Here is a 24,866-nt window from a genome sequence, read left to right on the forward strand (position 1 = left end):
GGGGGCCGGAACGCCGGAAGCCCCTCGCGCGCGCGCGGGGCTTCCGGACCGTCTGTGCGCCGCCAGGGACTCGAACCCCGGACCCGCTGATTAAGAGTCAGCTGCTCTAACCAACTGAGCTAGCGGCGCCTGCTGACGTCGTCACTCTACATGACCTTCGCCGGTGCTCCCGACCACCCGCCGCGGGGCGCCGGGGCCGGAGGAGGGGGCCCTGTAAACCATTCGGACCGTCAACATGCGGGTCCCGGTGACAGTTGGGAAACTGTCGAGGTGCACAGCCGAGGAATGTTCCGTCTGGAGTGTGAAGGGAATCGCATGGGAACTCGGACTCCGGTGTTCGAGGAATTCGATCCGGCGAGTGACTGCGACTGCCCGGGATGCGTCCACTGGCGGCGCGTCCTGCCGCATTCCACGACCGGCCGCCACCCGGCGGCCTACCGGGCCCTGGTGCTCGCCGCCACGGCGTCCAGCGCGCTCGCCGCCGCTCACACGGTCGCGGCGGCCACCCCCCAGGCTTCCGACCGGCCGGGCGTCCCCGCAGGTGACGAGCCCGGTACCCCGCAGGGCCGCAAGGCCCCGCTGCACGGTCCCGGCGGGGCACCGGCCGCCCCGGCCGCCGCGACGGAGACCCCCTCCACCACCCGGACGGAGATCATCAACCGGGCGAAGAAATGGGTCGCGGCGAAGGTGCCGTACAGCATGTCGAAATTCTGGTCGGACGGATACCGGCAGGACTGCTCCGGATTCGTCTCGATGGCGTGGAGCCTGCCCGGCAACGAATGGACGGGAAGCCTCGCCCAGTACGGCGTCCGTATCAAGAAGGAGGATCTCCAGCCCGGGGACATTCTGCTGTTCCACAATCCGGCGGACCCCCAGAAGGGTTCACACGTCGTGATCTTCGGCGGCTGGACGGACCACACCCACTCCTCCTACGTGGCCTATGAGTCGGCGCCCCCGCACGCCCGCCGCCAGACCACCCCGTACGCCTACTGGAGCCACTCCGACCGCTATGTCGCCTACCGCTACAAGGGGCTGGTGAAGGGCACGGCGGGCGCGAAGCCGGAGACCGCCGGGCCGGACCAGCCGAAGCCCCCGCAGCAGCCGGCGGGTGCGGCGCCCTACCCGGGGCGGGCCTACTTCGGCCCCGGCGCGAACAACAAGCACGTCACCCGGCTGGGCCGCATGCTCGTCGAACGCGGCGCCGGCCGGTACTACACCTCGGGCCCCGGCCCGCGCTGGACGGACGCCGACCGCCGTGCGACCCAGGCGTTCCAGCGGGCCCAGGGCTGGCGGGGCCAGGACGCGGACGGGCTGCCCGGCCCGGCGACCTGGAAGCTGCTGGTCACCGGCGAGGGCAAGGACGTCCAGGGCGGGCCGGGTGCGCCGGAGCGGCCCGCCTCGCACGGCGTGCCCGGCTATCCGGGGCGGGCCGCGTTCCGGCCGGGCGCGGAGAACGCGTATGTCACCAGGCTCGGCGAGCGGCTGGTGAAGAAAGGGTTCGGCAGCTCCTACAGGTCGGGGCCGGGGCCGCGCTGGAGCGAGGCCGACCGGCGTGCCGTCGAGGCCTTCCAGCGCGCCCAGGGCTGGCGGGGCGGCGCGGCGGACGGCTACCCGGGGCCGGAGACCTGGCGGCGGTTGTTCGCGTAGCCGACCCGGCGCGCGGAGGCGCGCGCACCCCCTGGGGGCGGTCCGGGCGCGGGGTGCGCGCGCCGGGCGCCGCACCTCATTTCCCTGTGACGCATCTGGCGCGGAGGCTGGAGGCAACGCATGACCACGACCACGTCCCACACCCCGGAGCCCGACGGGCTCGACGGGCCGGCTGAGCCGCCCGTGCGGCCCGCACGGCTGATCCAGAACGAGTCGACCACCGAGATCCCCGTCCATCTGCTCTTCCGTGACGAAGCGGACCCGGTGCCGGTGCCGCTGCGCCCGACGGTGGTGGCCCGCCGGCAGGGCACGGGGGAGCAGCCCCGGGTTCGCCGGCCGGTGCAGCCGAAGCCCCGGCCCGAACTCCGGGTCGACCCGGAGCTGGTGGAGCGGCCCGCCCGGGTGCTGCCGGGCGCGGTCGGGCTGATCGCCGGGATGTGCGCGGCGGCCGGGGCGCTGGCCACCTCCTGGTGGGCGGGGGTGCTGCCCGCGGCGGCCGTGCGCGCGCTGGGGCTGCCGGCGGTGGCCGGGGCCGGGCTCGGACCGGCGCAGTGGGCGGCGTACACCGGCGCCGGTGCGCTCGGCCTGTTCGGCTTCGGCGGGCTGGCGCGCGGGCGCACCGGCGCGGCCTGGGTGCTGGGGCTGTTCGGCCGCTACCGGGGGACCGTGCGGCGGACCGGCCTGCTGTGGGTCAACCCGCTGCTGCTGCGCCGCCGGGTCGACGTACGGCTGCGGCACTGGCGCAGCGAGCCGATGCAGGCGGCCGACGGCAGCGGGGTCGCGCTGCGGGCGGTCGTGCTGGTGGTGTGGCGGGTGCGGGACACCGCGCGGGCGACGCTCGCGGTCGAGGACCACGAGGCGTACCTGCGCGAGTGCGTGGAGGCGGCGCTGGCGCGGGTCCCGGTGGAGATGCCGGGTGCGTCCCGGGGCGCGGTGGAGGCGTCGGGGGACGCGCTGACCCGGCTGGTGGTGCGGGACGCCGGGGCGGTGGGGCTCGAGGTGTTCTCGGTACGGCCGCTGCGGGTGGAGTACGCCCCCGAGGTGGCCGCCGCCATGAACCGGCGCCGGATCGCGGTGCTGGACGCCCAGAACCGGGCGACCGTCCTCACCTCGGTCGTGGACTCGGTGGAGGACACGGTGACCCGGCTGACCACGCGGGGCCTGGTCGACCTGGACGACTACGAGCGCAAGGCACTGGTGAAGGACCTGACGGTGGCGTTCTGCTCGGGGCGGGGGGAGACGGCGGGCTGACGGAGTGCCGAACGAGGCCCGCTATTGGTATGGACATGTTCAAGCGTCAGCAATAATCTGGGACTTGGTCTAGACCTGCAAGCTCACCGAACCTCCCCCACGTTCCCAGGAGCAGCAGCATGCGCAGAAGGACCAAGCTGTACGCCGCCGCGCTCGGACTCACCACGGCCGGAGCGCTCGCCCTGTCCACGCAGGGCGCGAGCGGGCACGGGTACACCGACCTCCCCATCAGCCGCCAGAAGCTGTGTCAGAACGGCACCGTCGCCAACTGCGGGTCCATCCAGTGGGAGCCGCAGAGCGTCGAGGGCCCGAAGGGCTTCCCCGGCGGCGGCCCGGCCGACGGGCAGATCTGCAACGGCGGACTCGGCCAGTTCAGCCAGCTGAGCGCGCCGAGGACGCCGTCCGGGGCCGCCTGGCCCACCACCCGGGTCACCGGTGGTCAGAACTACACGTTCCGGTGGCAGTTCACGGCCATGCACGCCACGACCGACTTCCGGTACTACGTCACGAAGCAGGGCTGGAACCAGGACCACGCCCTGTCCCGCTCCGACCTCAACCTCACGCCGTTCTTCACGGTCCCGTACAACGGCCAGCGCCCGCCGTCCACGCTCTCGCACAGCGGGCGGCTGCCGACCGGGCTGAGCGGCCACCACGTGATCCTCGCGGTGTGGACGATCGCGGACACCGGCAACGCGTTCTACGCGTGCTCGGACGTCACGTTCTGAGGTTCCCTTGAGTCAGGGTCCCGGCCGGCGTGGGTACGTTCCTGCCACGCCGGCCGTTCGAGGCCGGCGCCGCTGACCACGGGGGACCCTCATCATGGACGCACTTTTCTACGTCGTGCCCTGCCTCATCCTGGCGGTCGTGCTCTTCATCGGCCTGCGCGTGACGCGCCGCTCGTGGCAGATCCGCGCCGCCTGGAACAGCGGGCTGACGGCCGAGGGCCGCTGTCTGCGCACGTTCACGACCACGCACGGCGGCGGGCGCGACACCTCGGTGCACACGACGCTGCACCACGTGTACGAGTTCACCGCGCGCGACGGCCGCGTCGTGCGCTTCGAGGAGGAGGACGGCCCGGCGACGACGGTGGTCGGCGACTTCGTCACCGTCCACTACACGGAGGGCCCCAGGATCGCGGCCACGGCCCGCAGGCCCGGCCACCTCGGCCTGGCGGCCTCCACCCTGGGCGTCCTGGCCGTCCTGAGCGTGGCCGCGGTGATCTGCGTCACCTTCATGGCCACGTACCACGGCATGTCGTCGGAGTTCGGCTTCGGCGAGGACACGGGTGACGCGGGGGACACGGTGGTCGTCGACGGGGTGACGATGACGCCGTGAGCTTCGGAGGACCTGCCCGCGGGCAAGTCGAAGGGCCCCTCGCTCCCACGAGAGGCCCTTCCGGTGTGCGCCGCCAGGGACTCGAACCCCGGACCCGCTGATGCTGTGTCTTCCCGGGGGGCGACCCCCGGACCCCCGGCAGTGACCACCGGCGGGCGGGATGGGTGGGTGCGCCCGCGAGGAGCGTGCGGTGTCCGCAGGCGTCGGGGGTCGGTGGGCTCGCCCGCGTGGGGGGTGTGGGCACAAGTCGAAGGGCCTCCCGCTCCCACGAGAGGCCCTTCCGGTGTGCGCCGCCAGGGACTCGAACCCCGGACCCGCTGATTAAGAGTCAGCTGCTCTAACCAACTGAGCTAGCGGCGCATGACTCACGCCGACCGCGTTCTCACTGCTCCCGCGGTGGGCGACGAAGAAAATACTACCCGGTCCTGAGGGGTGCTTCCGACCACCCGGCGCGGACCTAGATCGCCAGGGAGAGGAGCACCGGCGCCGCGTTGCGGTTGAGGGCGTCCGCCGCCTGGCGCAGGCGGTGGGCGTGGCGGACCGGGAGGGACAGGGCCAGGCAGCCGACGGACGAGCCGGCCGTGATCGGTACCGCCGCGCAGACCGTGCCCACCGCGTACTCCTGCAGGTCGAGGTGGGGGACCGTCGGCGGCTGGGACTCCAGGCGGGACAGCAGCACCTTGTCGCTGGTGATCGTGCGCGAGGTGAGCCGGGCCATCTTGTGCCGCGAGAGGTGGTCGCGCCGCCCGTTGTGGTCGAGCTGTCCGAGCAGGCTCTTGCCGATCGCCGTGGCGTGCGCCGAGTAGCGGAAGTCGACCCACTCGTTCACCACGGGGGTGGCCGGGCCGGCGGCGAACTGGTCGATCCGGATCTCCCCGTCGACGTACCGGCTGACGTAGACGGCCGCGCCGACCGAGTCACGCAGCCGGTCCAGAGTGCGCTGGAGGTTCTCCCGCAGCGCCCGCGCCCTGCTCTCCGCGGAGCCGAGGCGGGCCAGCGCCTCCCCGGCGACGTAGGCCCCGTCGGTCACCTGCTCGACGTACCCCTCCCGGCGCAGCATCCGCAGGAGGCCGGTCAGGCGCTCCCGGCCGATGCCCGTGTGCCGGGCGAGCTCCGTGCCGGTGACTCCGGTGCCGTGCCGGACCACGGTCTCCAGGACGCGCAGGGCGTCCTGTGCCGAGTGGTACGGCGTCGTCGGCTCGTGCTGCAGCGCCACGGTCCCCCCTGCGGTCGCACAGTGCTTCCCGATGCGGGTTCTGGTCAGCCGGTCCCCTTCACGATAGCGGCCGAGGGGGCCGTGGCGAGCGGTCGTCGACGAGATTCCGGCGCCCTCAACTGCGGCAGCGGCACTCTGGCACATGTCAGCGTCATGGGCCCGGGAGCGACGTCACAGGACAGCGCCGAGGAACTCCCGGGTGCGCTCGTTCTCGGGGTCGTTGAAGATCTTCTCCGGGCTGCCGGACTCGATCACGCGGCCGGCGTCGAACATCAGGACCTGGTCCGAGATGTCCCGGGCGAAGTTCATCTCGTGCGTCACACAGAGCATGGTGATGTCCGTGCTGCGCGCGATGTCCCGCAGCACGTCGAGGACGCCCGCGACCAGCTCCGGGTCCAGGGCCGAGGTGACCTCGTCCAGCAGGAGCACCTGCGGGCGCATCGCCAGCGCCCGCGCGATCGCCACCCGCTGCTGCTGCCCGCCGGACAGCTGCGTCGGGCGGGCGTCGCACTTGTCGCTCAGGCCCACCATCTCCAGCAGTTCCCGGGCGCGCACCTCCGCCTCGTCCTTGGACATGCCGAGGACGGTGACCGGGGCCTCGGTGATGTTCCGCAACACGGTCATGTTCGGGAACAGGTTGAACTGCTGGAAGACCATCCCGATCTTCTTGCGGATCTCCCGGACCTGCTTCTCGCCGGCCGGGTACAGCTGGTCCCCGTCGACGGTGATCCGGCCCTCGTCCGGCTTCAGCAGGGTCATCAGCAGCCGCAGGATCGTGGTCTTGCCGGACCCGGACGGGCCGATCAGCGTCACGTGCTTGCCGGCGTCGACCGAGAAGTCCAGGTCGTCCAGGACCGTGTGGTCCCCGAACCGCTTGGTGACCCGCTCCAGCCGGATCAGCTCACCGGTCGCGCGCGGGGTCTCGGGCTTCTCTTCGAACGGGGCGTGGGTGTCAGTGGACAAGGCGTCGCTCCAGGGCTCGCAGGGCAAGGGAGGCCAGGTAGGAGATGACGATGAAGGCAACGCCGATCACCGTCAGGGGCTCGGTGAACTGGAAGTTCTGCTGGGCGAACAGCCGTGCCTCGCCCAGCATCTCCAGCACGGTGATCGCCATCAGCAGAGGCGTGTCCTTCAGCATCGAGATGACGTAGTTGCCGAGCGCGGGCACCACCCGGCGGACGGCCTGCGGCAGGATCACCACAGTCCACGTCCGGCGCAGCGGCAGGTTCAGCGCCGTCGCCGCCTCCCACTGGCCCACCGGCACGGCGTCGATCCCGGCCCGGTAGACCTGCATGGTGTACGTCGAGTAGTGCAGCCCGATGGCGAAGACGCCGGTGGTCAGCGCCGAGGCGGTGATCCCCCACTCGGGCAGCACGTAGAAGAGGAAGAACAGCTGCACCAGCAGCGGGGTGTTGCGGACGAACTCCGTGACGGCGCCCACCGGCCAGGTCACCCAGCGCGTGGGCACCCGCATGAGCAGCGCCCACACCAGTCCCAGCGCGAACGAGATCAGGGAGCCCAGGACCAGGATCTGCAGGGTGACCAGCAGCCCGTCCCAGAAGTACGGCATGAAGTCGGAGACGGCGCTCCAGTCCCACTTCACGAGACACCACTTCCCTCGGGCACGCGCACGGCGGCGGTCTCCTTCTTCGGCGCCTTGCCGACCCCGGCCTTCAGCCGCTTCTCCAGGCCGCGCATCAACCGGGTCAGGGCGAAGGCGATCACGAAGTAGATGAGCAGGATGTACGTGTAGATCTCCGCGCTCTCCTGGAGCGCGAGGCGCACCAGGTTGCCGCTGAACGCCAGGTCGCCCATGCCCATGATCGACACGAGCGCGGTGCCCTTCAGCAGCTCCACGAGCAGGTTGGAGAACGGCGGGATCATCTCCGGCACCGCCTGCGGCAGCAGGATGAGCCTCATCCGCTGCCAGGGCGTGAAGCTGAGCGCGATCCCGCCCTCACGCTGGGCCGGGTCGACCGCGGCGAGGGCGCCGCGCACGATCTCCGAGCCGTAGGCGCCGTAGGTCAGGCCGAGGGCGAGCGTGCCCGCCCACAGCGGGACCAGCTGCCAGCCGAAGGCCGGCGGCAGCACGAAGAACACCCAGAAGATCATCACCAGCGCCGAGGTCCCGCGGAACACCTCGGTGTAGAAGCCCGCTAGGAAGCGGACGAACGTCAGCCGGTGGGTGCGCGCGACGCCGACCACGAAGGACACGGCGGTCGCCAGCAGCGCGCTGAGGACGAGCAGCTGGACCGTGACCCAGACGCCGTTCAGTACGAGTTCCCAGAGTCCCGAGGTCATCCGCCGCACAGCTCCTTCGCGGTCAGATCCGTCATCTCGTCCTCGGTGAAGCCGAAGGGCTCGAGGATGCGGAGCAGTTCGCCGCTCTTCTTGAGCTCGGCCAGTTCCTTGTTGAAGGCGTCCCGGAGCCTTGTCTCGGTGGGGCGGAACGCGAACGCGCCGCCGTCGACGTGCGGTTGCCCGTCCACGAGCGGCTTGAAGGGTTCCGTGGACTCCGCCTTGGAGGACTTCTTCACCACCTCGCGGGTGGTCAGCGCGGTCCCGGCGAAGACGTCGACCCGTCCGGCCTCGACGGCGTTCAGGCCGGCGACCTGGTCGGGCACGATCAGGATGTCGCTCTCCTTGTACCCGGCCTCCACGGCGTACGCGATCTCCGCGTACCCGGTGCCGGTGGCGAACTTCGCCTTCTTCTCGACGACGTCCTTGTAGTCGCGCAGGCCCATCGGGTTGCCCTTGCGCACGATGAAGGCGTCCAGCATCTGGTAGTCGGGGTCGGAGAAGATGACCTGTTCGCAGCGCTCGGGGTTCACGTACATCCCGGCCGCGACGACGTCGAACTGCTGGGAGTTCAGGCCGGGTATGAGCGAGCCGAACTCCGTGGGGACCGGCTGCACCCGGTCGACGCCCAGCCGTTTGAAGATGACCCGGGCCAACTGCGGTGCCTCGCCGGTCAGTTCGCCGTCCTTGTCGATGTATCCGAAGGGGATCTCACCGGCGATGCCCAGCCGGACCACGCCCGCCGCACGCAGCCGTTCGAGCAGGTCACCGCCGTCCTTCGTCGACGCCGTGGCCACGCGCGAGCAGCCCGCGGCCCCCAGCACACCGAGCGCCGCCACCCCCGCGAGCAGCGACCGGCGTGTGGTCCCCGAGGTGTCTCTGTCGTTCCCATTAGGTGGAGCCATGGCGGCGCGGCTACCCGAAGCGATGCGGGTTATTCCGGCCAGTTTCGGCCCCGTTCGGCGATCGGGCGGTCTTGACCGGCGCGGGACCATGGAGGGCATGGCCGACCGATATCTCGAGATCTCCCTGGTCGAGCGCGGAATCAGCTGCACGGCCCGACTCCTGGACGACCGGGCGCCGCTCACCTGCGAAGCCGTCTGGAATTCTCTCCCGCTGTCCGGCGACGTCTACCACGCCAAATACGCCCGTAACGAGATCTACGCCCTTTTCCCGCCTTTCGCGGAGACCGAACCACCGTTGGAGAATCCGACCGTCACTCCCATTCCGGGTGATCTGTGCTATTTCTCCTTCGCCGGCGCCGAACTCGGTACCTCCGCCTACGGCTACGACCGGGAGGTCCGCCCCGGCACGACCGTGGTGGACCTGGCCCTCTTCTACGAGCGCAACAACCTGCTCCTCAACGGGGACGTCGGCTGGGTGCCCGGCATCGTCTGGGGCCAGGTCGTGGACGGCCTGGAGGCGATGGCCGACGGCTGCAACGACCTGTGGCGCACGGGGGCCGCGGGGGAGTCACTGCGCTTCCGCAGGGTCTGACCCGCCGGGCGCGAAGGGCGGCGCGGGCACGCCGGCCGCCCCCGCCTCGTACAGCGCGTGCGCCGCGCGCAGCACCAGGTCGTCCCGGTGCCGGGCGGCCACCAGCTGCAGCCCCACGGGCAGCCCGTCGGCGTCGGTGCCGACCGGGACCGAGGCGGCGGGCTGCTGCGTCATGTTGAACGGGTAGGTGAACGGCGTCCACCCGGTCCACCGTCGGTGCCCGGACCCCTTCGGCACCTCCCCGCCCGCCTCGAACGCCGTGATCGGCAGCGTGGGCGTGACCAGCAGGTCGTACGACGTGTGGAAGCGGCCCATCCGGCGGCCCAGGTCCCGCCGGACGTCCACGGCGGCCAGATACTCCAGCGCGCTGCGCCGGGAGCCGAGGGCGCAGATCTCCCGCAGTCCGGGGTCCAGGAGGGCGCGTTCGGCCGGTCCGAGGCGCTGGACGACCCGGGCCGCCCCGGAGAACCACAGGGTGTGGAACGCCTCCACCGGATCGGTGAGGTCGGGGTCGCGCTCCTCGACGTACGCCCCGAGGTGCGCCAGCCGCTCCACCGCCCGCCGGACCGCCGTCGCCACCGCGGGACGCACCGCGACCTGGCCGCCCAGGGTCGGTGAGTAGGCGATCCGCAGACCGCGCACACCGTCCGCGAGGGCGGCCGCGAAGGAGCGGGGCACGGGCGGGAGCGCCGTCCCGTCACGGGGGTCGGGCACACCTATCACGTCGAGCAGCAGCGCCGCGTCGGCCGCGTCCCGGGTCATCGGGCCGACGTGCGCGAGGGAACCGAAGGCGCTCGCCGGGTACAGCGGCACCCGCCCGTACGTCGGTTTCAGGGCGAACACTCCGCAGAAGGCCGCCGGGATACGGACGCTGCCGCCGCCGTCGGTGCCCAGGGCGAGCGGTCCCGCGCCCAGCGCCACGGCCGCGGCGGCGCCCCCGCTGGAGCCGCCCGCCGTGCGGGACAGGTCGTAGGGGTTGCGGGTGACGCCGGACAGCGGTGAGTCGGTGACGCCCTTCCAGCCGAACTCGGGTGTCGTCGTCTTGCCGAGGAACACGGCGCCCTGCTCGCGCAGCCGGGCCACCGACGGCGCGTCCTCGTCCCAGCGGCCCCGCTCCGGGACGGTCCGGGAGCCGCGCAGCGTCGGCGTGCCCCGCGTCAGCAGGATGTCCTTCACCGTGACCGGCACCCCGTCGAGCGGCCCGGCCGGTGTGCCCTGGCGCCACCGCCGCGCCGACTCGGCGGCCCGCGCCAGAGCCTCGTCGGCCGTCAGCCGGACGAACGCATTGACCCGGGGCTGGATCCGCTCGGCCCGCTCCAGCGCGGCACGGGTCGCGTCGACCGGGTCGAACCGCCCGGTGCGGTATCCGTCGCGGAGTTGTACGGCGGTCAGTCCGGCGAGTTCCGTCATGCGCCCTCCAGGCCCGTGTCCGTGCGCGGTTCAGCGGCCGGGTACGTACCCGCGCTGTTTGTCCACCACGTTCAGCAGCGGTCTGCCCGCCTCCCAGCGCTCGTACAACTCCACGAACTGGGTGCCGAGCCGATCGCGCCAGCCGACCGTGTCCCCGCTCATGTGCGGGGAGACGAGCAGCCCCGGCACCTGCCACAACGGGCTGTCCGGGCCGAGGGGTTCGTGCTCGAAGACGTCGAGCGCCGCCCCCGCGATCCAGCGCTTCCGCAGCGCCTCGGCCAGCGCCTCGGTGACGACGAGTTGCCCGCGTCCGACGTTGACGAACCGGGCCGAGGGCTGCATGACGCCGAAGCGCCTCAGGTCGAACATCCCGCGGGTCCGCTCGGTCAGCGGTGCCGCCGCGATCACCCAGTCGGCGCGCGCGATCAGCCGGTCGAGGTCCTCGGGACCGTGGATACCGGTCCGCGCGACCCGCCCCACCAGCGCGGTCGTCACGTCCAGCGCCTTCAGGGTGCGGGCGATCGCCCGGCCGATGGGGCCCGAGCCGACGACACACGCGCGGGTCCCCGCCACCTGCTGTCCCTCGCGGTGCCGCCACTCACGGGCGCGCTGGAGGTCCAGGCTGCGCGGCAGATCCTTGGCCATCGCCAGGACCAGCGCGGCCACGTACTCGGCGATGGGCTGGTCGAAGACACCGCGCGCGTTGGTGACGACCGTGTCGGACGCGGTGAGTTCCGGGCACATCAGATGGTCGACGCCCGCGCTCGCGGTGTGCACCCAGCGCGGCCGGGGCCCCTCGCCGGGCCAGGCGTGGCGCACGGCGTGCGAGGTGAAGTCCCAGACGAGCAGGACGTCCGCGTGCGGGAGCCGGGCGGCGAGTGTGGACGCGTCCGCGTGCTCGACCCGGACGCGTCCGGTGAGCCGGCCCAGCCGGGGCGGGGGGTCCGCGTCGAGCACGAGGAGCGTGGGCCGGGACGCGGGCGGGACGGGTGGGGTCATGCGGGGTCGCTTCTCCGGAGGTGTGGGGCGGCGGGGGCCGGGGGCCGGCTCTGGGAGGATGCGGGTGCGGTCGAACGGAGTCCCGCGCCGGGTACGGGCCGTCTGACATGCGAGGTTTGACCACGCTCGCACCCGAACCTACCTTCGTCAACACGGGCGCACGCACGGTCCGTTGCTCAGCCGTATCTCGCCGTGAGGACGGTGCCCGCCATGGACGCCATGGACCTCTCCTTCCTCGGCGGACCCCGCCCGCAGCGCGGTGTCGGTGTCGTCGCCCCCTTCGACTTCGCGCTGGACCGGGAGCTGTGGCGGTGGGTCCCGGACGAGGTCTCCCTGCATCTGACGCGGACGCCGTTCGTGCCGGTCGAGGTGAGTCTCGATCTGGCCCGGCTGGTCAGCGAGCACGAGACGCTGGGCGACGGAGTGCGCACCCTGACCGCCATCAGTCCGGAAGTGGTCGCGTACGCCTGCACCTCGGGCAGCTTCGTCGGCGGCGTCGCGGGCGAGCGCGCGATGTGCGAGGCCATGACCCGGGCCGGCGCGGTGCCCGCGGTGACCACTTCCGGGGCACTGCTGGAGGCGCTGGCCGAACTACGGGTGCGGCGGGTGGCGCTGGTGACGCCGTACACCGAGTCGGTGACCCGTTCTCTGGAGGAGTACGTGGCGGAGGCCGGGGTATCCGTCGCGGGGTGCGCGTACATGGGGCTCACGCGGCACATCTGGAAGGTGCCGTACCGGGAGGTGGCCGAGATGGCGCACCGGGCGGTGCGCGCGCCCGCCGACGCGCTGTTCATCAGCTGCACCAACCTGCCCACCTACGACGTGCTCCCGCAGCTGGAGGCGGAGCTGCGCATACCGGTGATCTCGGCCAACCAGGTGACGATGTGGGCTGCGCTGCGCCGGTTGGGTACCCGCGCGGTGGGACCGTATCAGGCGCTGATCGATCCGGCGGCGCGCGGCGGCCCGGTCCTCCCGGACGTGCCGGACGTGCCCGAACAGGAACAGCAGTAGCAGCCCGACCAGAGCACCGACCAGCAGAAAGGCCGACATGACCGCACTGGGATTCCTCTACCCGGGCCACTCCGCCGAGGACGACTACCCGCGTGTCGAGCAGCTGCTCGCCAGCGACATCCGGCTCGACGTGGTGCACACCGACATCGGTGAGGACGCGCACCGGGTGGACGCGCTGCTGAGGATGGGCTCCGCCGAGCAGCTCGCGACGGGCATCGAGGAGCTGCGGCGGACCGGCGCCGAGGCGGTCGTGTGGGCGTGCACCAGCGGCAGCTTCGTGTACGGCTGGGAGGGCGCCCACGACCAGGTGCGCTCCCTGGCCCAGGCGGCGGGCATGCCGGCGTCGTCGACGTCGTTCGCCTTCGTCCACGCGATGGCTGAGCTGGGGGTGCGCCGGGTGGCGGTCGGCGCGACCTACCCGGACGACGTGACGGGGCTCTTCACCGAGTTCCTGCGCTCCGGCGGAGCGGAGGTCGTCGCGGTGCGCGGCGCCGGGGTGGTCACCGCGGCCGAGGTCGCGACCTGGGAGGAGAAGGAGCTGTTCGCGCTGGCGCGGGAGGCCGACCACGCCGACGCCGAGGCGGTCCTCCTGCCGGACACCGCCCTGCACACCGCCTCCCACGTCCCGGCCCTGGAGGAGGCGCTCGGCAAGTCGGTCCTCACTGCCAACCAGGTCACCGTCTGGGAGGGGCTGCGGCTCACCGACCGCCGGGTGCACGCCCCGGCCCTCGGCTCGCTGTTCACCCGGGAGCCGATCGTGCAGGTGTGACCCGTGTCGGGCGGGCCGTCCGCGCGGGCCGGGAATAAAGCGGAGACCCCCTCCTGTTATCGCCGTACGCACACCGCACGGAGACGACGCAGGAGGCAGACGTGGCCGCAGACGACACCGGGGCCGACGGGATCCGGGGTACGGCACACGGCACGGCACCGACACCGCTGTCCGTGCTGGACCTCGTCACCGTCAGCGCCGGCCACACCGCCACGGAGGCGCTGCGCACCAGCGTCGAGCTGTCCCGGCTGGCCGAGGCGCGCGGCTTCCACCGCTACTGGGTCGCCGAGCACCACTCCATGCCGGGCGTGGCCTCCTCCTCCCCGGCCGTGATCCTGGCGCACCTCGCCGCCCACACCGAGCGCATCCGCCTCGGCTCCGGCGGCGTGATGCTCCCCAACCACGCGCCGCTGGTCATCGCCGAGCAGTTCGGCACCCTGGAGGCGCTGGCGCCGGGGCGCGTCGACCTCGGCCTCGGGCGCGCTCCCGGCACCGACGGCGCCACCGCGGCGGCCCTGCGCCGCACGGACCACCTCAACGAGGGCGCCGACGACTTCCCCGAGCAGCTCGGGGAACTGATCCGCTTCCTCGACGACGACTTCCCCGACGGGCACCCCTACCGCCGCATCCACGCCGTCCCCGGCCCCGTGCAGGCCACGTCGCCCGGCGGTGTCCAGTCCACCCACCGGCCGCCCGTCTGGCTGCTCGGCTCCTCCGGGTTCAGCGCCCGGCTCGCCGGCGTCCTCGGTCTGCCGTTCGCCTTCGCCCACCACTTCTCGGCGCGCAACACCGTCCCGGCACTCGACCTGTACCGGGAGACCTTCCGGCCCTCCGCCGTCCTCGACCGGCCGTACGCCCTCATCGGCGTCGGCACGCTCGCCACGGACGACGAGAAGGAGGCCCGGCGCCAGCTCAAGGCCGCCGCGCTCAGCATGATCCGGCTGCGCACCGGCCGCCCCGGCCTCGTTCCGTCGGTGGAGGAGGCGGAGCGCTACGCATTCACGGAGATGGAGCGGGACTTCGCCGACTCCTGGAACGCCAACGTCGTCCACGGCACACCCGACGAGGTCCGTGCCGGACTGGACGACCTCCAGAAGCGCACCGGCGCCGACGAGTTGATGCTCACCAGCAACGCCCCCGGCATGGACATCCGGCTGCGCTCGTACGAACTCATCGCCGACGCCTACGGGTTGCCGACGGCCTGACCCGTCCCGTCAGACCTTCACGCCGAGCAGCTCGGAGATGCGGTCCGGGGACACCGGCCGGGAGTACAGCCACCCCTGGCCGGTGTCACAGCCGATCCGCCGCAGCCGTGAGGCCTGCGCCATCGTCTCCACGCACTCCGCGGTGACCGTCAGGCCCAGCCGGTGGGCGAGCTGGATCATCGCCTCGACCACCACCTCGTCGGCCGGGTTCGGCGTCGCCGCCGCCGTGTCGTCGCCCTCGTACTGGAAGCCCCGGACGAAGGCGCCGTCCAGTTTCAGCACGGACACCGGCAGCCGGCTCAGATACGCCAGGTTCGAATAGCCCGTGCCGAAGTCGTCGATGGCGATGCGCACTCCCATGTCGCTGAGCGCCTGCAGATCCCGCAGGGGCCGTCCCGCCGAGCCCATCACGGCCGACTCGGTCAGCTCCAGCTGGAGCAGCCGGGGTTCGAGCCGCGTCTCCTCCAGGATCCGGGCCACGTCCGTCACCAGGTCGGAGTCCCAGACCTGGCGCACGGCCACGTTCACGCTCACGAAGATCGGCGGTTCGCCGGGGTGCGCGGCCTGCCAGTCGACGGCCTGCCGGCAGGCCGTCGCGAGGATCCAGCGGCCGAGCGGCACGATCGAGCCGTCCTCCTCCGCCAGTCCGATGAACCGATTCGGCGGCAGCACGCCGAACTGCGGGTGGTTCCAGCGGACCAGCGCCTCCACCCCGCGCAGCCGTCCGTCCTCCATGCTCACCAGCGGCTGGTACTCCAGCGCGAACTCCCCGCGCTCGATGGCCGGCCGGAGCGTGGCGGCGAGCGCCTGACGGGTGATGAGGTGCGCGCTGCGCTCGGGGTCGAAGAGCGTCCAGCGGTCCTTGCCGTCGGCCTTCGCCCAGTACAGCGTGGTGTCGGCGGCCTGCATCAGGGCGGTCGGTGTCGTGCCCGCCGCGTGCCGCTCGACCACGCCGATCGACGCCGACACCGACAGCCGCCGGCCGGGCAGGTCGAACGGCTCCCGGACCGCCTCCAGCAACGACTCGGCGAGGTCGGCCAGTTGGTCGGTGCCGGTCGAGTCCTCCACGAGCAGGGCGAACTCGTCGCCGCCGAGCCGCGCGACCAGCGGCGGGATCGACCGGCTGCGCCCGGCCTCCTCGGCGCAGCGCGTGAGCCGTTCGGCGACGGCGGCCAGCAGCTTGTCGCCGATGCGGTGCCCGAGGGTGTCGTTGATCGCCTTGAAGCCGTCGAGGTCCAGGTAGCACAGGCCGATCCGTCCGGTGCTGCCGCTCTCGTCGTACGACTCCACCTCCAGCGCGGCCGACAGCCGTTCGAAGAAGAGGGTGCGGTTGGGCAGCCGGGTCACCGGGTCGTGCATCTGCAAGTGCCGCAGCCGCGCCTGGAGTTCGCGGTGGGCGCCGATGTCGGCGACGGACAGCAGGACGGCGTCCGTCTCGTCGCCGGGCAGCGGCGCGACGGTGACCCGGGCCCACAGGGAGCGCCCGTCGGGGTGCTTGAGGCGGCGCGTGCAGCGCAGTTCGGCCTGCCGGCCGCGCAGCACCTCCCGGTACGCGTGCCAGGTGCGCGCGTCGGAGGCGAGGTCCACCAGGTCGGCGGCGACCGACCCGGCCAGTTCGTCGTCCCCGGTGCCGAGCAGGTCGGCGAAGCTGGGGTTGGCCCCGGTCACCAGGCCCTCGCGGTCGACCACCGCCATCGCCAGTGGCGCGGCGCGGAAGACGGCGGCGTAGGGCGGCCCGCCGGTACCGGGGGACGGCTGTTCACCACTCTCTGTGACGGCCGGCCCGATGAGGTCTGCCGCGGGCGCCGGCCCTTCGGACGTTCCGCTCACCGCTCGCTCCCGCAGTGCACTCGATCTTCGGATGGGTCTCATCGGAATGGGTGGCCGGGTGGCGATCCGGTCGCCGGGCCGTGTCCGTGCAGGAAAGTGTCAGGAAAGTGTGCCGATCATAGAGGCTGGCTCAGGGGCCTTCCACCTACTGTCCAGTGTTCCCCTGCGGGCCGCGCTCGCGCCAGATCGTTTCTGCCCGCACGTGGACGGCTTCTTAGGGCCTCCGACCAGTTGTGACGTTCTGTGAGCGAACCGGGGTGTCGCCCTGGCGGTTCCTGAGCACTCTCACCCGTCCGGTGCAGCTGAACAGGACGTAGTACGACAATCCGACACAGGCTGGGTGCGGTGTCCCGCGAACCGTTCCCGGAGGTCGTCGTGCCGCGTCAGTTCCCCCTGCTCCGTGGGACGGGCCTGCCGCGGGACCGGCGCCGACTGCGCAGCACCGCCGCGGTGTTCACCACCATGTCGGCGCTCGCGGCCACCTCGCTGATCGCGGGCCCCTCGTCCGCCGAGCCGTTCGACGCGGCACCCTGCGCCCTCGCCCGCACCGACGCCCACCACTCCGAGGGCCTGGACACCTGGAACGCCGCCTATCCGCGCCCCACCCGGAAGCTGGACGCGGTGATGGTCTTCCTGTCCTTCCCGGACTCCCCGCCGCAGACCACCCCCGCCGAGCTGGCCGCCGACCACTTCCCGGCGACCAGCCACTTCTTCGAACGCGCCTCCTACGGCAGGTTCAGCCTGCGCGCCCACCCGATGGGGCACTGGCTGCGCATGCCGAAGCCGTCCACGGCGTACGCCATACAGCGTGACTGGCGGGCCGCCGACCGCGCCGCCTATCTGCGGGACGCGCTCGCCGCGGCGGACCCGGAGGTGGACTTCTCCCGCTACGACATCGTGTACTTCGTCGCCGACCCGGACGCGCCCGGCGTCGACTCCGACGCCACGAAGGTCGTCAACCTGGAGCGGCCGCTGCGGGCCGACGGCACGGACATCCGGCGGGTCGTCACCGTCTTCGAGAACCATCCGCCCGACCGCCTGGTCCTCGCCCACGAGACCGGACACGTCTTCGACCTGCCGGATCTCTACCACCGCCCCGTGGACGGCAAGGGGGACTGGGACACCTACGTCGGGGACTGGGACCTGATGGGCAGCCAGTTCGGGATGTCGCCGGACCTGTTCGCCTGGCACAAGTGGAAGCTGGGCTGGCTGGACCCCCGGCAGGTGGTGTGCGTACGGGGCATGGGCTCCTCGACACGGCTCACCCTGGAGCCGCTGGCGGCCGGCGCGGGCGTCCCGGTGCCGGTCGGGGCCGCCGGGGCGCCCGGGTTCTCCGGCACACCCGGCACGGTGCCCGGGTTCGGGCTGGGCCACGGCATCAAGCTCGCCGTCGTGCGCACCGGGGCCGACAGCGTGCTGGCCTTCGAGGTCCGCAGCCCGGCGGGCAACGACGTCCAGGCGTGCCGGGAGGGTGTGCTCGTCTACCGGGTGCGCAGCCACACCGAGTCCGGCGGCGGGCCCATCGAGGTGGTGGACGCGCATCCGCGCAGCGAGGCGTGCTGGGAGGAGTCCGTGTATCCGCCGCTCGCGGACGCGCCGGTCGGGCTCGGCGAGAGCTTCACGGTGCCGGAGGACGGGGTGCGCGTGGAGGTGGAGGGACGGTCCGTCTCGGGGGCGTGGACGGTGCGGATCACGACGGTGCGGTAGCGCCCGCGCCCGGCCCGGGGTCGCGCGACCGGGCCACGAACGCGCCGCGTGGGACGGTGCGCCCGGGCAGCCTGTCCCCGGCATGCGAAAAGCCCCCCGCTCGCGCGAGGGGCTTCTCACTGTCTGTGCGCCGCCAGGGACTCGAACCCCGGACCCGCTGATTAAGAGTCAGCTGCTCTAACCAACTGAGCTAGCGGCGCCTGCTGACGTCGTAGACCTTAGCACCCTGATCGGCGTGGGGAAAAATCGATATCCGCACGGTCGCCCGCGCCGCCCGCACGGCCGCCCAGAGGAGTACCTCCGGGCCCGGTAACCAGGGATTACGGGTGTCCGGCGCCACCAGCCAGCGGGAGTCGCGCGGGGGCTCGGCGGCCGTGCGCGCGCCGGTCGCGGAGGGGACGGTCACCGCGTCGCCGGCGCCGTGGCACAGCAGGGGCGGGATGCCCTCCGTACGGCCGAAATCCTCCCAGCGCAGCAGGGAGGGCAGCCGCTGAGCGGTGCCCGGAGCGGCGAACATCAGCAGCCGGCCGCGATGGGCGGCGACGGGTCCGGACCCCGGGCCCTCGTTCCACAGCCGGTCGAGCATGCGGCGCCCGAAGACGGCGGGCGCGCTGACGACGTCGAAGACCGAGCCGCACGGCAGGACCACGGGGGCCTGCGGGCGCTCGCGCCACAGGGCGAGCGTGCTGCGCGGATACGTTCCTGCGGAGGCGAGCCAGGCGGCGCCGTCGCGGGTGACCCCGGTGACGTCGCAGCGGTCGTCCTGGAAGAGTGCGTCCGGTGTGCTGCTCATGCCGTCTACATCTACCGACGGTGAGCGTCCCGTATCGCTGGGTTGCCGAAAGGCGGGACAGGAAAGGGCGCGAACGGGTATCTTGCGCACCCTCCTGGCATATGCCGGGTGAGGCCGGGTGATGAGACGCCGGGCCGGGGTCACACGGGGTCGACGGTCCCCGCGCCCTCCACGCCGCGCAGCAGGTCCCTGCCGAACTCGACCATCTTCTTGGCGTAGTCCTCGGTCCACTCGGCCCGCTCGGCGATGTCGGCGGGCGTCAGCCGGTCGAACCGCCGCGGGTCCGCGAGCTGGGCCGCCGCCATGGCCTGGAACTCCATCGCGCGGTCCGTCGCCGCCCGGAACGCCTGCGTCAGCTCCGTCGCCCGGGCCAGCAGGGCCCGCGGGTCGTCGATCGACTCCAGGTCGAAGAAGTGCTCCGGGTCGGCCGCCGCCTGGGTGGGCTCGAAGAGCAGGGGCGCGGGGCGTAGCCGCGGTTCGTTCCTGTGCGGCGTGGGCTCCGCCATGTCGTGTCCTCCTCGTACGTCACCGATCCCCGGTACCGATACCCACCCTGGCGGGCGCGCACCGCGGCGGACCGGTCCATCGTCCATTGTCCCGCGCCCACGCAAGGGGGCGCCGGGCTCCCGGGCCCGCCGACTCCACGCTCTTCAAGGCGACGGGGGCACGAGATGTTCCAGAGGGTGACGCGTCTCGCAGCCGGCTGACGGCCGGGCACCCGTCGAGCACTACGGCCGCCAGACCACCCGGTGTTCGGCCAGGCGGGCCAGGACCGCGTGATTGGCCTCCCAGCCGTCCGGGCTGTGTCTTCGGCCGCCTCCGGCGGCGGTGCCGGACTCCGTCCGGCGGTCGGGCGGGGTGGTGACGCCTGTCGGCCGGGTGGGCCGGGGCGCTGTCAGGGGCGCCAGACCACCCGGTGTTCGGCCAGGCGGGCCAGGACCGCGTGGTTGGCCTCCCAGCCGTCCGGGAACTTCACGAGCGTGCCCAGCTGGACCGGTTCCGTGGACGGGTAGTCGTCCAGGAGATCGCCGACGCCTGCCCGGCACACCACGATGCACGCGTGCCGGTGCCGGGAGGCCAGGACGCACAGGCGGCCCGTCTCCAGGTGGAACGCCGTGGCGTCGGGGCGACCGGACAGCGGGTGCAGGACGACCGTCACGTCGTACTCGCGGCCCTGGAGCCGGTTCGCGGTGTCGACCGTGACGTCCGGCACCCCCAGCTCGGCCAGGGCCGCGCGGACCGCCGCCGCCTGGTCCCGGTGCGCGGTGCCGACCGCGATCCGGGCGGCCGTCAGCGGCACCGGGTCGGGGGAGCGCTCCGAGGTGGCCGCACCGCCCCGGTCCAGCAGCCGCCGGACCACCGCGGCGACCGCCCCCACCGCCTCCGGGTCCGTGCGCGGGGTGTGCCGGGCGGGCAGCTCCAGCAGCCCCCAGCCCGACACGGCCGCCTCGTCGATCACCCGGTCGGGCCCGGAGCCGTCCGACGCCACGGCGAAGGAGAGCCGCCGGTCGCCGGGACCGGTGCCGCTGCGGAACGGCGTGTACGGGTAGAAGGCGTCGGAGACCAGGGGCGCCGCGGACGCGGGCAGCCGCCACGACACCGGGAGCCGGTGCTGGGGCAGCTCGGGGTTGTGGGCCAGCAGCGTGGTGACGGCGGACGCCGCCGGGTCGTACGACAGGCCCGCCCACTGCTCGCCGCCCACGATCGAGAACGGGTCCAGCTGGCCCGGGTCGCCGACGAACAGCGCCCGCTCGAACAGCCCCGCCACGGCGAGCAGCGCGTCCGAGCGCATCTGGTACGCCTCGTCGACGATCGCGTGCGGCCAGGGCTCGTCGGTCTTCACATGCCCCCACTTGGCCGCCGTGGAGACGACCACCGGCAGCCCCCCGAGATCCCCCGCCTTCGCCGACGTGCGCACCTGCGGATGCGCGTCCAGCGCCTTGTCGTACGGGTCGGCGTCACTGCTGTGCAGCCGGCCCACGGGCAGCTCGGGGTTCTTCGCGGCGAGCGACAGCACCAGATCGTCCACCTGCGCGTTCGTCTGCGCCACGATCATCAGCGGCCGCCCCGCCTCGGCGAGTTCCAGCGCCGCGCGCACCACGAGCGTGGACTTGCCGGCACCGGGCGGGGAGTCGACCACCACACCGCGCGCGGTGCCGTGCAGCGTGTCGTGGAGGATCGCCCCGGTGGCCTCGGCCGCCGCGGCGCCCGGATCGAACGTGACGGTCACAGGACGTCCTCCTCGGTCAGCGCGTCGGCGGCCTCGGGCACCTGCTCCCCGGGCGGCCCGCCGTGCGTCCACGGTGTCTGCTCGGGCTCGGGCAGCTTCGGCCCGCCCCGCTGCTCGTGCTCGAACAGCGTGAAGCACACCAGGTCGCCCTTCTCGGGCACCGACCCCTCCTCCGGCTCCTTGCCGCGCCCCATCTTGTCCAGCACCCGCAGCACCACCAGGACCTCCCCGTCCGCGTCGACGGCCCCCTCGTACCCGACGAACTCCGCCGACTGCGGCTTCCCGCCCAGCGAACGGAACACCTTGGCGCGTTCGCCCAGATGCGGCCGGTCCTGCGTGCGGACCGTCACCAGGGGGCGCGGGCTGGGCCGCTTGCCCTCGCTGTACGCCATGACCGCGTCGACGACCTCGCCCGCGAACGCCTCCCCGGCCAGCCGCCGCCCCGCCATCACCAGCGGGTCGTCCAGCGCCTCCTGCGCCTCCAGCCGGGCCTGCTCGCGCTCGCGCGCGGCCAGCTTGGAGGCCGCGGTGACCGCGTCGTCGCGGCGCGGCTGCGGCGGCTCCCCGGCGAGCACCCGGTCCCGGTGGCCGGTGAACGACCACCGGTCGCGGGTCCACCGCTCCTCCACCCGGCTGCCCTCGGGCAGCTCCCGCAGCCGGTCCAGGCCCCGCCACACCGCCTCCCAGGTCGGCAGGGTGCGGCTCTCGACGAGGGCGCGGATCTCCCGCTCGGCGGCGGTGAGGTCGCCGAGCCGGTCGTCGGCCTCCAGCCCGTCCTCGGCGGCGGCGAGGGCGGTGCGGGCGCGGTCGTAGCGCTCGATGGCCGGGGCCAGCAGCTTGTTGTCGAACGCCGGGTCGGTGGCGGGGCCGGCCGGCGGGCACAGCAGCTGGCCGTCCCGGTCCCGGGCGAGCTCCGCGCGCAGGGCCGCCTCGGCGCCGGACTCGCCCTCGGGCGGGTCGATCCAGGCGAGCAGCGCGCCGAGGTGCTGGTCCTCCAGCGTGGACTGGCCGGTCGCCCAGTGCCGGGTCAGGACGTCCGTCATGGCCAGCAGCAGCGAGGAGCCGGGCACCCGGGCCCGCTCGCCGAAGTGGGTCAGCCACCGGCCGAGCAGCGGCACGCGCGGGGGCGCCGGGTACGGGGTCTCCGGGTCCTGCTCCGCCGTCCGGCGGAACCGCATCGACCGGCCCAGCAGCCGGACGAACTCGACGCCCGCGCGGCTCGGCACGATCAGCTGCGGGGCGTCCGCGCACAGGTCCACCTCGACCTTGACCCGCTTGCCGGTCTCCGGGTCGGTCTCGGTGCGCTCGGCCGCCTCCACGGCCTCGGCGTGCGCGTCGATGTACGGCAGGACGATGTCCGCCAGCTCGGCCAGGAACGCGAACCGCAGGTCCCGGTCGCGCGGCTGCGGCACGGCCAGCAGACGCGGGGCGTCCCGGTCGGTGCCGACCAGCGCGCCGAGCGGGGCGCCGGCCTCGCCCGCGGTGGTCAGCGGCACGAAGACCAGCGGACGGTCGGACAGATGCCGGTGCCGCACGGTGGCGGCGGGCTGCGCGCGGCCGGACTCGACCGCCTCCAGCCGGGCGAGGGTGGCGATCAGGGACACGGGGCCGCCTCCTTCGCCGCGAGGGCCTCGGCCCGCAGCCGGGCCGCGCGGCGCAGGGCCGCGACCGCCGGGTCGTCCGGGTCGCCGGACGTGCCGCGGGCCGCCGACAGGACGTCCTCGACCGTGCTGAGGCCGCCGAGCTCGGCCCGCACCGACCGGCCCAGCGAGGTCACCGCGCCGGACGCGCGGGAGCGGGCCCGGCAGTGGAACGCCAGCTCGCACGCGGACAGGCACTCCGGCGCGTAGCTCGCCGGCACGGACTCGACGGCGGCCGTCAGCTCGGGGGCGGGCAGCTCGGGCGAGAAGCAGGTGCCCTCGGGCAACGCGGCCGCGATGTCCTCGATGCGGGTGAGGCGGGCCAGCTGCCGGGCCGTCACCGCGCGCTGCTTGCGGACGTCCACGGCGGCGGCCGTCGGCAGGTTGGAGAAGTCCTTCGGGCAGACGAGGAGGACCCGGTGGCGCACCCTCGGGACCTCGGCGCCCCCCGCGCCGAGGCGGTCGGCGGCCTCCTCCAGGGCCAGCACGTACACCGCCGCCTGCCGGGCCGCCGCGCCGACCTTCGCGGGGTCCGCCGAGCCGTCCAGCATCGGGAAGGACTTGATCTCCACGACGGTCCAGCTGCCGTCCGGGTGCACGACGACCGCGTCCGGCTCCAGGAAGGCCGGCGACCCGGCCACGTCCAGCGCGAGCATCGGGTGGTCGAGCAGCGTCCACTCGCCGCGCGCCTCGGCGGCCTCGCGCAGCGCCAGCTCCGTACGGGCCGTCCGCCCCTCGGGGCCGGTCGCGGTGAGCTCGGGCACCCGCGCGCGGGCGGGCGGCTCGGCGCGGCGGTCCAGCCTCTCGTGCACCAGCCGCAGCAGCTCCGCGCCGCCGTCCGCCTTCACCTTGGCCTCGAAGGCGTTCCCCCGGGTGAAGGCGAACTGCGACTGGCCGAAGGCCGAGGGCGCGCCCAGCGCGCCGGCCAGCGCCGCCTTGTTCACCCCGGCGCCGTCCAGGAGGGCGCGCCGTCTGCAGCCCGGGTTGGCGGCGAGGGCCGCCAGGGCCCGGGCGTCCAGCGCCTTGGCCGGGACGTCGGGACCGCGCAGCTCAGCGAGCCGGTGCCGGAGCCCCGTCCCCCGTGTCCTGGGGGGCGGCACTCGGCTCGGCTCCGGATCCGAACCGGGACTCGCGCTGCCGTGGAATTCGCTCACCCGCGGAAGTCTGGCATCCGGCACTGACAACCGGGACGGGGGCGTCGCCCGGGACCGCCGTGGCGGAGGCGGCGGAGGTGACCGCGCGCCGCGTGGCGTACCAGGAGCGCACGCGCTCGGCGGCGCGCAGCACGTACGGCGTCAGCAGCAGCCCCACGCCCATCACGGCCGCCCCGGCGACCGCGTCGAGGAAGTAGTGGTTGGCGGTGCCCATGACCACGATCGTGGTGATCAGCGGGTAGGCGACGGCGGCCGTCTTCGCCAGGCGCGTGCCGCCGTGGCGCCACAGCATGACCCCGCACCACAGCGACCAGCCGACGTGGAGGCTCGGCATGGCCGCGTACTGGTTCGTCATGCCGCCCATGCCGCGCGGGGCGCTCGCCTCTCCGCCCCACCAGCCGTACGAGCTGTACTGCGCCATCGTGTCGACGAAGCCGTAGCTCTCGGCGAGCAGCCGGGGCGGGCAGGTGGGGAGCAGCGTGAAACCGATCAGGCCGATGAAGGTCGACGTCATCAGCCAGGTGCGGGCCGCGCGGTAGCGCACGGCACGGGAGCGGAACAGCCACACCAGGATCACGGGCGTGACCAGGTAGTGCAGCGACGCGTACCAGAAGTCCGCCGGGACGCCGATCCACGGCTCGCGCGTGAAGAGCCGGTTGAGGGGGTGCTCCGCGTTGAGGAACAGCGCCTTCTCGATGTCCAGGATCGCCACGCCGTGGTCGACGGCCGTACTGACGTCGCCCCGGGCGAGCAGGCGGCCCGCCGAGTAGCAGGCGTAGACCAGCAGGATCAGCGGCAGCTCGGTCCACCAGCGCAGGCGGGTTCGAGGCGTCGCCTCCACGCCAGCTATGTCGGCGTGCGGCATCCGATCGCC

At 73.2% G+C, this 24,866-nt stretch carries 23 protein-coding genes and 3 tRNA genes; 9 read left to right on the forward strand and 17 right to left on the reverse strand.

The genetic code is table 11. The features are described 5' to 3' along the window. Nucleotides 1-55: 55 nt before the first annotated feature. Nucleotides 56-129, reverse strand: a tRNA-Lys gene (locus ACFV46_RS00005). Nucleotides 130-315: 186 nt separating this feature from the next. Here ACFV46_RS00005 and ACFV46_RS00010 point away from each other — a divergent pair. The 4 genes from ACFV46_RS00010 to ACFV46_RS00025 all read left to right on the forward strand — a co-directional run bounded on the left by ACFV46_RS00010 (nucleotide 316) and on the right by ACFV46_RS00025 (nucleotide 4,233). Further along, nucleotides 316-1,647 carry a peptidoglycan-binding protein gene (locus ACFV46_RS00010; protein WP_385496501.1) on the forward strand — a complete coding sequence of 444 codons (1,332 nt, stop codon included), beginning with the start codon at nucleotides 316-318 and terminating at the stop codon, nucleotides 1,645-1,647. Between the two features lie 120 nt (nucleotides 1,648-1,767). Then, nucleotides 1,768-2,898, forward strand: a complete 1,131-nt coding sequence (locus ACFV46_RS00015; protein ID WP_376726747.1) for an SPFH domain-containing protein — start codon at nucleotides 1,768-1,770, stop codon at nucleotides 2,896-2,898. Between the two features lie 119 nt (nucleotides 2,899-3,017). Further along, nucleotides 3,018-3,623 carry a lytic polysaccharide monooxygenase gene (locus ACFV46_RS00020; protein WP_361924630.1) on the forward strand — a complete coding sequence of 202 codons (606 nt, stop codon included), beginning with the start codon at nucleotides 3,018-3,020 and terminating at the stop codon, nucleotides 3,621-3,623. Between the two features lie 94 nt (nucleotides 3,624-3,717). Continuing rightward, nucleotides 3,718-4,233, forward strand: coding sequence for a DUF3592 domain-containing protein (locus ACFV46_RS00025; protein WP_385496502.1), 516 nt, complete (start codon nucleotides 3,718-3,720; stop codon nucleotides 4,231-4,233). Nucleotides 4,234-4,519: 286 nt separating this feature from the next. On the opposite strand, the gene ACFV46_RS00030 is transcribed toward ACFV46_RS00025, so the two are convergent. The 6 genes from ACFV46_RS00030 to ehuB all read right to left on the reverse strand — a co-directional run bounded on the left by ACFV46_RS00030 (nucleotide 4,520) and on the right by ehuB (nucleotide 8,652). Further along, nucleotides 4,520-4,593 (reverse strand) — tRNA-Lys (locus tag ACFV46_RS00030). Nucleotides 4,594-4,690: 97 nt separating this feature from the next. Continuing rightward, complete coding sequence (locus ACFV46_RS00035; protein WP_361924634.1) at nucleotides 4,691-5,449, reverse strand: IclR family transcriptional regulator C-terminal domain-containing protein; 759 nt, start codon at nucleotides 5,447-5,449, stop codon at nucleotides 4,691-4,693. Between the two features lie 171 nt (nucleotides 5,450-5,620). Beyond that, nucleotides 5,621-6,412, reverse strand: a complete 792-nt coding sequence (ehuA, locus tag ACFV46_RS00040; RefSeq protein ID WP_385496503.1) for an ectoine/hydroxyectoine ABC transporter ATP-binding protein EhuA — start codon at nucleotides 6,410-6,412, stop codon at nucleotides 5,621-5,623. After that, nucleotides 6,402-7,052: an ectoine/hydroxyectoine ABC transporter permease subunit EhuD gene (gene ehuD, locus ACFV46_RS00045; protein WP_376726743.1), complete on the reverse strand. Its 651-nt coding sequence runs from the start codon at nucleotides 7,050-7,052 to the stop codon at nucleotides 6,402-6,404. The genes ehuA and ehuD overlap by 11 nt, the downstream gene beginning before the upstream one ends. Then, entirely contained in the window at nucleotides 7,049-7,750 is a 702-nt protein-coding gene (ehuC, locus tag ACFV46_RS00050) for an ectoine/hydroxyectoine ABC transporter permease subunit EhuC (RefSeq protein ID WP_361924640.1), read from the reverse strand. Before ehuC ends, ehuD begins: the two co-directional genes overlap by 4 nt. Next, the gene (gene ehuB, locus ACFV46_RS00055; RefSeq protein WP_385496504.1) at nucleotides 7,747-8,652 is read right to left on the reverse strand and encodes an ectoine/hydroxyectoine ABC transporter substrate-binding protein EhuB; all 906 of its coding nucleotides are present in this window, start codon (nucleotides 8,650-8,652) and stop codon (nucleotides 7,747-7,749) included. Before ehuB ends, ehuC begins: the two co-directional genes overlap by 4 nt. 97 nt (nucleotides 8,653-8,749) lie before the next feature. Between ehuB and ACFV46_RS00060 the strand changes: the two genes are divergently transcribed. Continuing rightward, the gene (locus tag ACFV46_RS00060; protein ID WP_376726741.1) at nucleotides 8,750-9,244 is read left to right on the forward strand and encodes a DUF3830 family protein; all 495 of its coding nucleotides are present in this window, start codon (nucleotides 8,750-8,752) and stop codon (nucleotides 9,242-9,244) included. Here the strand turns inward: ACFV46_RS00060 and ACFV46_RS00065 are convergent. Further along, nucleotides 9,221-10,654 (reverse strand): amidase, encoded by a 1,434-nt coding sequence (locus ACFV46_RS00065; RefSeq protein WP_385496505.1) that lies wholly within the window; start codon nucleotides 10,652-10,654, stop codon nucleotides 9,221-9,223. The genes ACFV46_RS00060 and ACFV46_RS00065 overlap by 24 nt on opposite strands. Nucleotides 10,655-10,684: 30 nt before the next feature. Further along, nucleotides 10,685-11,653: a D-2-hydroxyacid dehydrogenase gene (locus tag ACFV46_RS00070; protein ID WP_385496506.1), complete on the reverse strand. Its 969-nt coding sequence runs from the start codon at nucleotides 11,651-11,653 to the stop codon at nucleotides 10,685-10,687. 219 nt (nucleotides 11,654-11,872) lie between these two features. On the opposite strand from ACFV46_RS00070, the gene ACFV46_RS00075 reads away from it, so the two are divergent. From ACFV46_RS00075 to ACFV46_RS00085, 3 genes are all read left to right on the forward strand, one after another. After that, a complete protein-coding gene (locus tag ACFV46_RS00075; RefSeq protein ID WP_361924888.1) occupies nucleotides 11,873-12,664 on the forward strand; it encodes an aspartate/glutamate racemase family protein in 792 nt (263 codons plus the stop codon). Between the two features lie 37 nt (nucleotides 12,665-12,701). Beyond that, the gene (locus tag ACFV46_RS00080) at nucleotides 12,702-13,433 is read left to right on the forward strand and encodes a decarboxylase (RefSeq protein ID WP_385496507.1); all 732 of its coding nucleotides are present in this window, start codon (nucleotides 12,702-12,704) and stop codon (nucleotides 13,431-13,433) included. A gap of 101 nt (nucleotides 13,434-13,534) precedes the next feature. Beyond that, entirely contained in the window at nucleotides 13,535-14,638 is a 1,104-nt protein-coding gene (locus ACFV46_RS00085) for an LLM class flavin-dependent oxidoreductase (protein WP_361924652.1), read from the forward strand. A gap of 9 nt (nucleotides 14,639-14,647) precedes the next feature. On the opposite strand, the gene ACFV46_RS00090 is transcribed toward ACFV46_RS00085, so the two are convergent. Further along, on the reverse strand, nucleotides 14,648-16,468 hold the full coding sequence (locus ACFV46_RS00090) for a putative bifunctional diguanylate cyclase/phosphodiesterase (RefSeq protein ID WP_385496508.1): 1,821 nt from the start codon (nucleotides 16,466-16,468) through the stop codon (nucleotides 14,648-14,650). 345 nt (nucleotides 16,469-16,813) lie between these two features. Between ACFV46_RS00090 and ACFV46_RS00095 the strand changes: the two genes are divergently transcribed. After that, entirely contained in the window at nucleotides 16,814-18,175 is a 1,362-nt protein-coding gene (locus ACFV46_RS00095; protein WP_361924656.1) for a M6 family metalloprotease domain-containing protein, read from the forward strand. 126 nt (nucleotides 18,176-18,301) lie between these two features. Here the strand turns inward: ACFV46_RS00095 and ACFV46_RS00100 are convergent. The 7 genes from ACFV46_RS00100 to ACFV46_RS00130 all read right to left on the reverse strand — a co-directional run bounded on the left by ACFV46_RS00100 (nucleotide 18,302) and on the right by ACFV46_RS00130 (nucleotide 24,857). Then, a tRNA-Lys gene (locus ACFV46_RS00100) sits at nucleotides 18,302-18,375 on the reverse strand. Then, nucleotides 18,366-18,968 carry a bifunctional DNA primase/polymerase gene (locus ACFV46_RS00105; RefSeq protein ID WP_361924658.1) on the reverse strand — a complete coding sequence of 201 codons (603 nt, stop codon included), beginning with the start codon at nucleotides 18,966-18,968 and terminating at the stop codon, nucleotides 18,366-18,368. The genes ACFV46_RS00100 and ACFV46_RS00105 overlap by 10 nt, the downstream gene beginning before the upstream one ends. A 140-nt stretch (nucleotides 18,969-19,108) precedes the next feature. Continuing rightward, nucleotides 19,109-19,474, reverse strand: a complete 366-nt coding sequence (locus ACFV46_RS00110; RefSeq protein ID WP_361338729.1) for a hypothetical protein — start codon at nucleotides 19,472-19,474, stop codon at nucleotides 19,109-19,111. Between the two features lie 389 nt (nucleotides 19,475-19,863). Continuing rightward, nucleotides 19,864-21,198, reverse strand: coding sequence for an AAA domain-containing protein (locus tag ACFV46_RS00115; RefSeq protein ID WP_385496509.1), 1,335 nt, complete (start codon nucleotides 21,196-21,198; stop codon nucleotides 19,864-19,866). Continuing rightward, the gene (locus ACFV46_RS00120; RefSeq protein WP_385496510.1) at nucleotides 21,195-22,802 is read right to left on the reverse strand and encodes a hypothetical protein; all 1,608 of its coding nucleotides are present in this window, start codon (nucleotides 22,800-22,802) and stop codon (nucleotides 21,195-21,197) included. Before ACFV46_RS00120 ends, ACFV46_RS00115 begins: the two co-directional genes overlap by 4 nt. Then, nucleotides 22,793-23,938 carry a hypothetical protein gene (locus tag ACFV46_RS00125; RefSeq protein ID WP_385496511.1) on the reverse strand — a complete coding sequence of 382 codons (1,146 nt, stop codon included), beginning with the start codon at nucleotides 23,936-23,938 and terminating at the stop codon, nucleotides 22,793-22,795. Before ACFV46_RS00125 ends, ACFV46_RS00120 begins: the two co-directional genes overlap by 10 nt. Then, nucleotides 23,889-24,857: a phosphatase PAP2 family protein gene (locus tag ACFV46_RS00130; protein WP_376726735.1), complete on the reverse strand. Its 969-nt coding sequence runs from the start codon at nucleotides 24,855-24,857 to the stop codon at nucleotides 23,889-23,891. Before ACFV46_RS00130 ends, ACFV46_RS00125 begins: the two co-directional genes overlap by 50 nt. Nucleotides 24,858-24,866 lie beyond the last annotated feature (9 nt).

The organism is Streptomyces sp. NPDC059852 (genome assembly GCF_042731455.1).
Classification (GTDB): domain Bacteria; phylum Actinomycetota; class Actinomycetes; order Streptomycetales; family Streptomycetaceae; genus Streptomyces.

What these genes read in the sequence shown, in the direction of transcription:
- ACFV46_RS00010 (WP_385496501.1), top strand. Translation starts at nt 316, where the DNA reads ATGGGAACTCGGACTCCGGTGTTCGAGGAATTCGATCCGGCGAGTGAC.
- ACFV46_RS00015 (WP_376726747.1), top strand. Translation starts at nt 1,768, where the DNA reads ATGACCACGACCACGTCCCACACCCCGGAGCCCGACGGGCTCGACGGG.
- ACFV46_RS00020 (WP_361924630.1), top strand. Translation starts at nt 3,018, where the DNA reads ATGCGCAGAAGGACCAAGCTGTACGCCGCCGCGCTCGGACTCACCACG.
- ACFV46_RS00025 (WP_385496502.1), top strand. Translation starts at nt 3,718, where the DNA reads ATGGACGCACTTTTCTACGTCGTGCCCTGCCTCATCCTGGCGGTCGTG.
- ehuC (WP_361924640.1), bottom strand. Translation starts at nt 7,750, where the DNA reads ATGACCTCGGGACTCTGGGAACTCGTACTGAACGGCGTCTGGGTCACG.
- ehuB (WP_385496504.1), bottom strand. Translation starts at nt 8,652, where the DNA reads ATGGCTCCACCTAATGGGAACGACAGAGACACCTCGGGGACCACACGC.
- ACFV46_RS00060 (WP_376726741.1), top strand. Translation starts at nt 8,750, where the DNA reads ATGGCCGACCGATATCTCGAGATCTCCCTGGTCGAGCGCGGAATCAGC.
- ACFV46_RS00065 (WP_385496505.1), bottom strand. Translation starts at nt 10,654, where the DNA reads ATGACGGAACTCGCCGGACTGACCGCCGTACAACTCCGCGACGGATAC.
- ACFV46_RS00070 (WP_385496506.1), bottom strand. Translation starts at nt 11,653, where the DNA reads ATGACCCCACCCGTCCCGCCCGCGTCCCGGCCCACGCTCCTCGTGCTC.
- ACFV46_RS00075 (WP_361924888.1), top strand. Translation starts at nt 11,873, where the DNA reads ATGGACCTCTCCTTCCTCGGCGGACCCCGCCCGCAGCGCGGTGTCGGT.
- ACFV46_RS00080 (WP_385496507.1), top strand. Translation starts at nt 12,702, where the DNA reads ATGACCGCACTGGGATTCCTCTACCCGGGCCACTCCGCCGAGGACGAC.
- ACFV46_RS00105 (WP_361924658.1), bottom strand. Translation starts at nt 18,968, where the DNA reads ATGAGCAGCACACCGGACGCACTCTTCCAGGACGACCGCTGCGACGTC.
- ACFV46_RS00110 (WP_361338729.1), bottom strand. Translation starts at nt 19,474, where the DNA reads ATGGCGGAGCCCACGCCGCACAGGAACGAACCGCGGCTACGCCCCGCG.
- ACFV46_RS00130 (WP_376726735.1), bottom strand. Translation starts at nt 24,857, where the DNA reads ATGCCGCACGCCGACATAGCTGGCGTGGAGGCGACGCCTCGAACCCGC.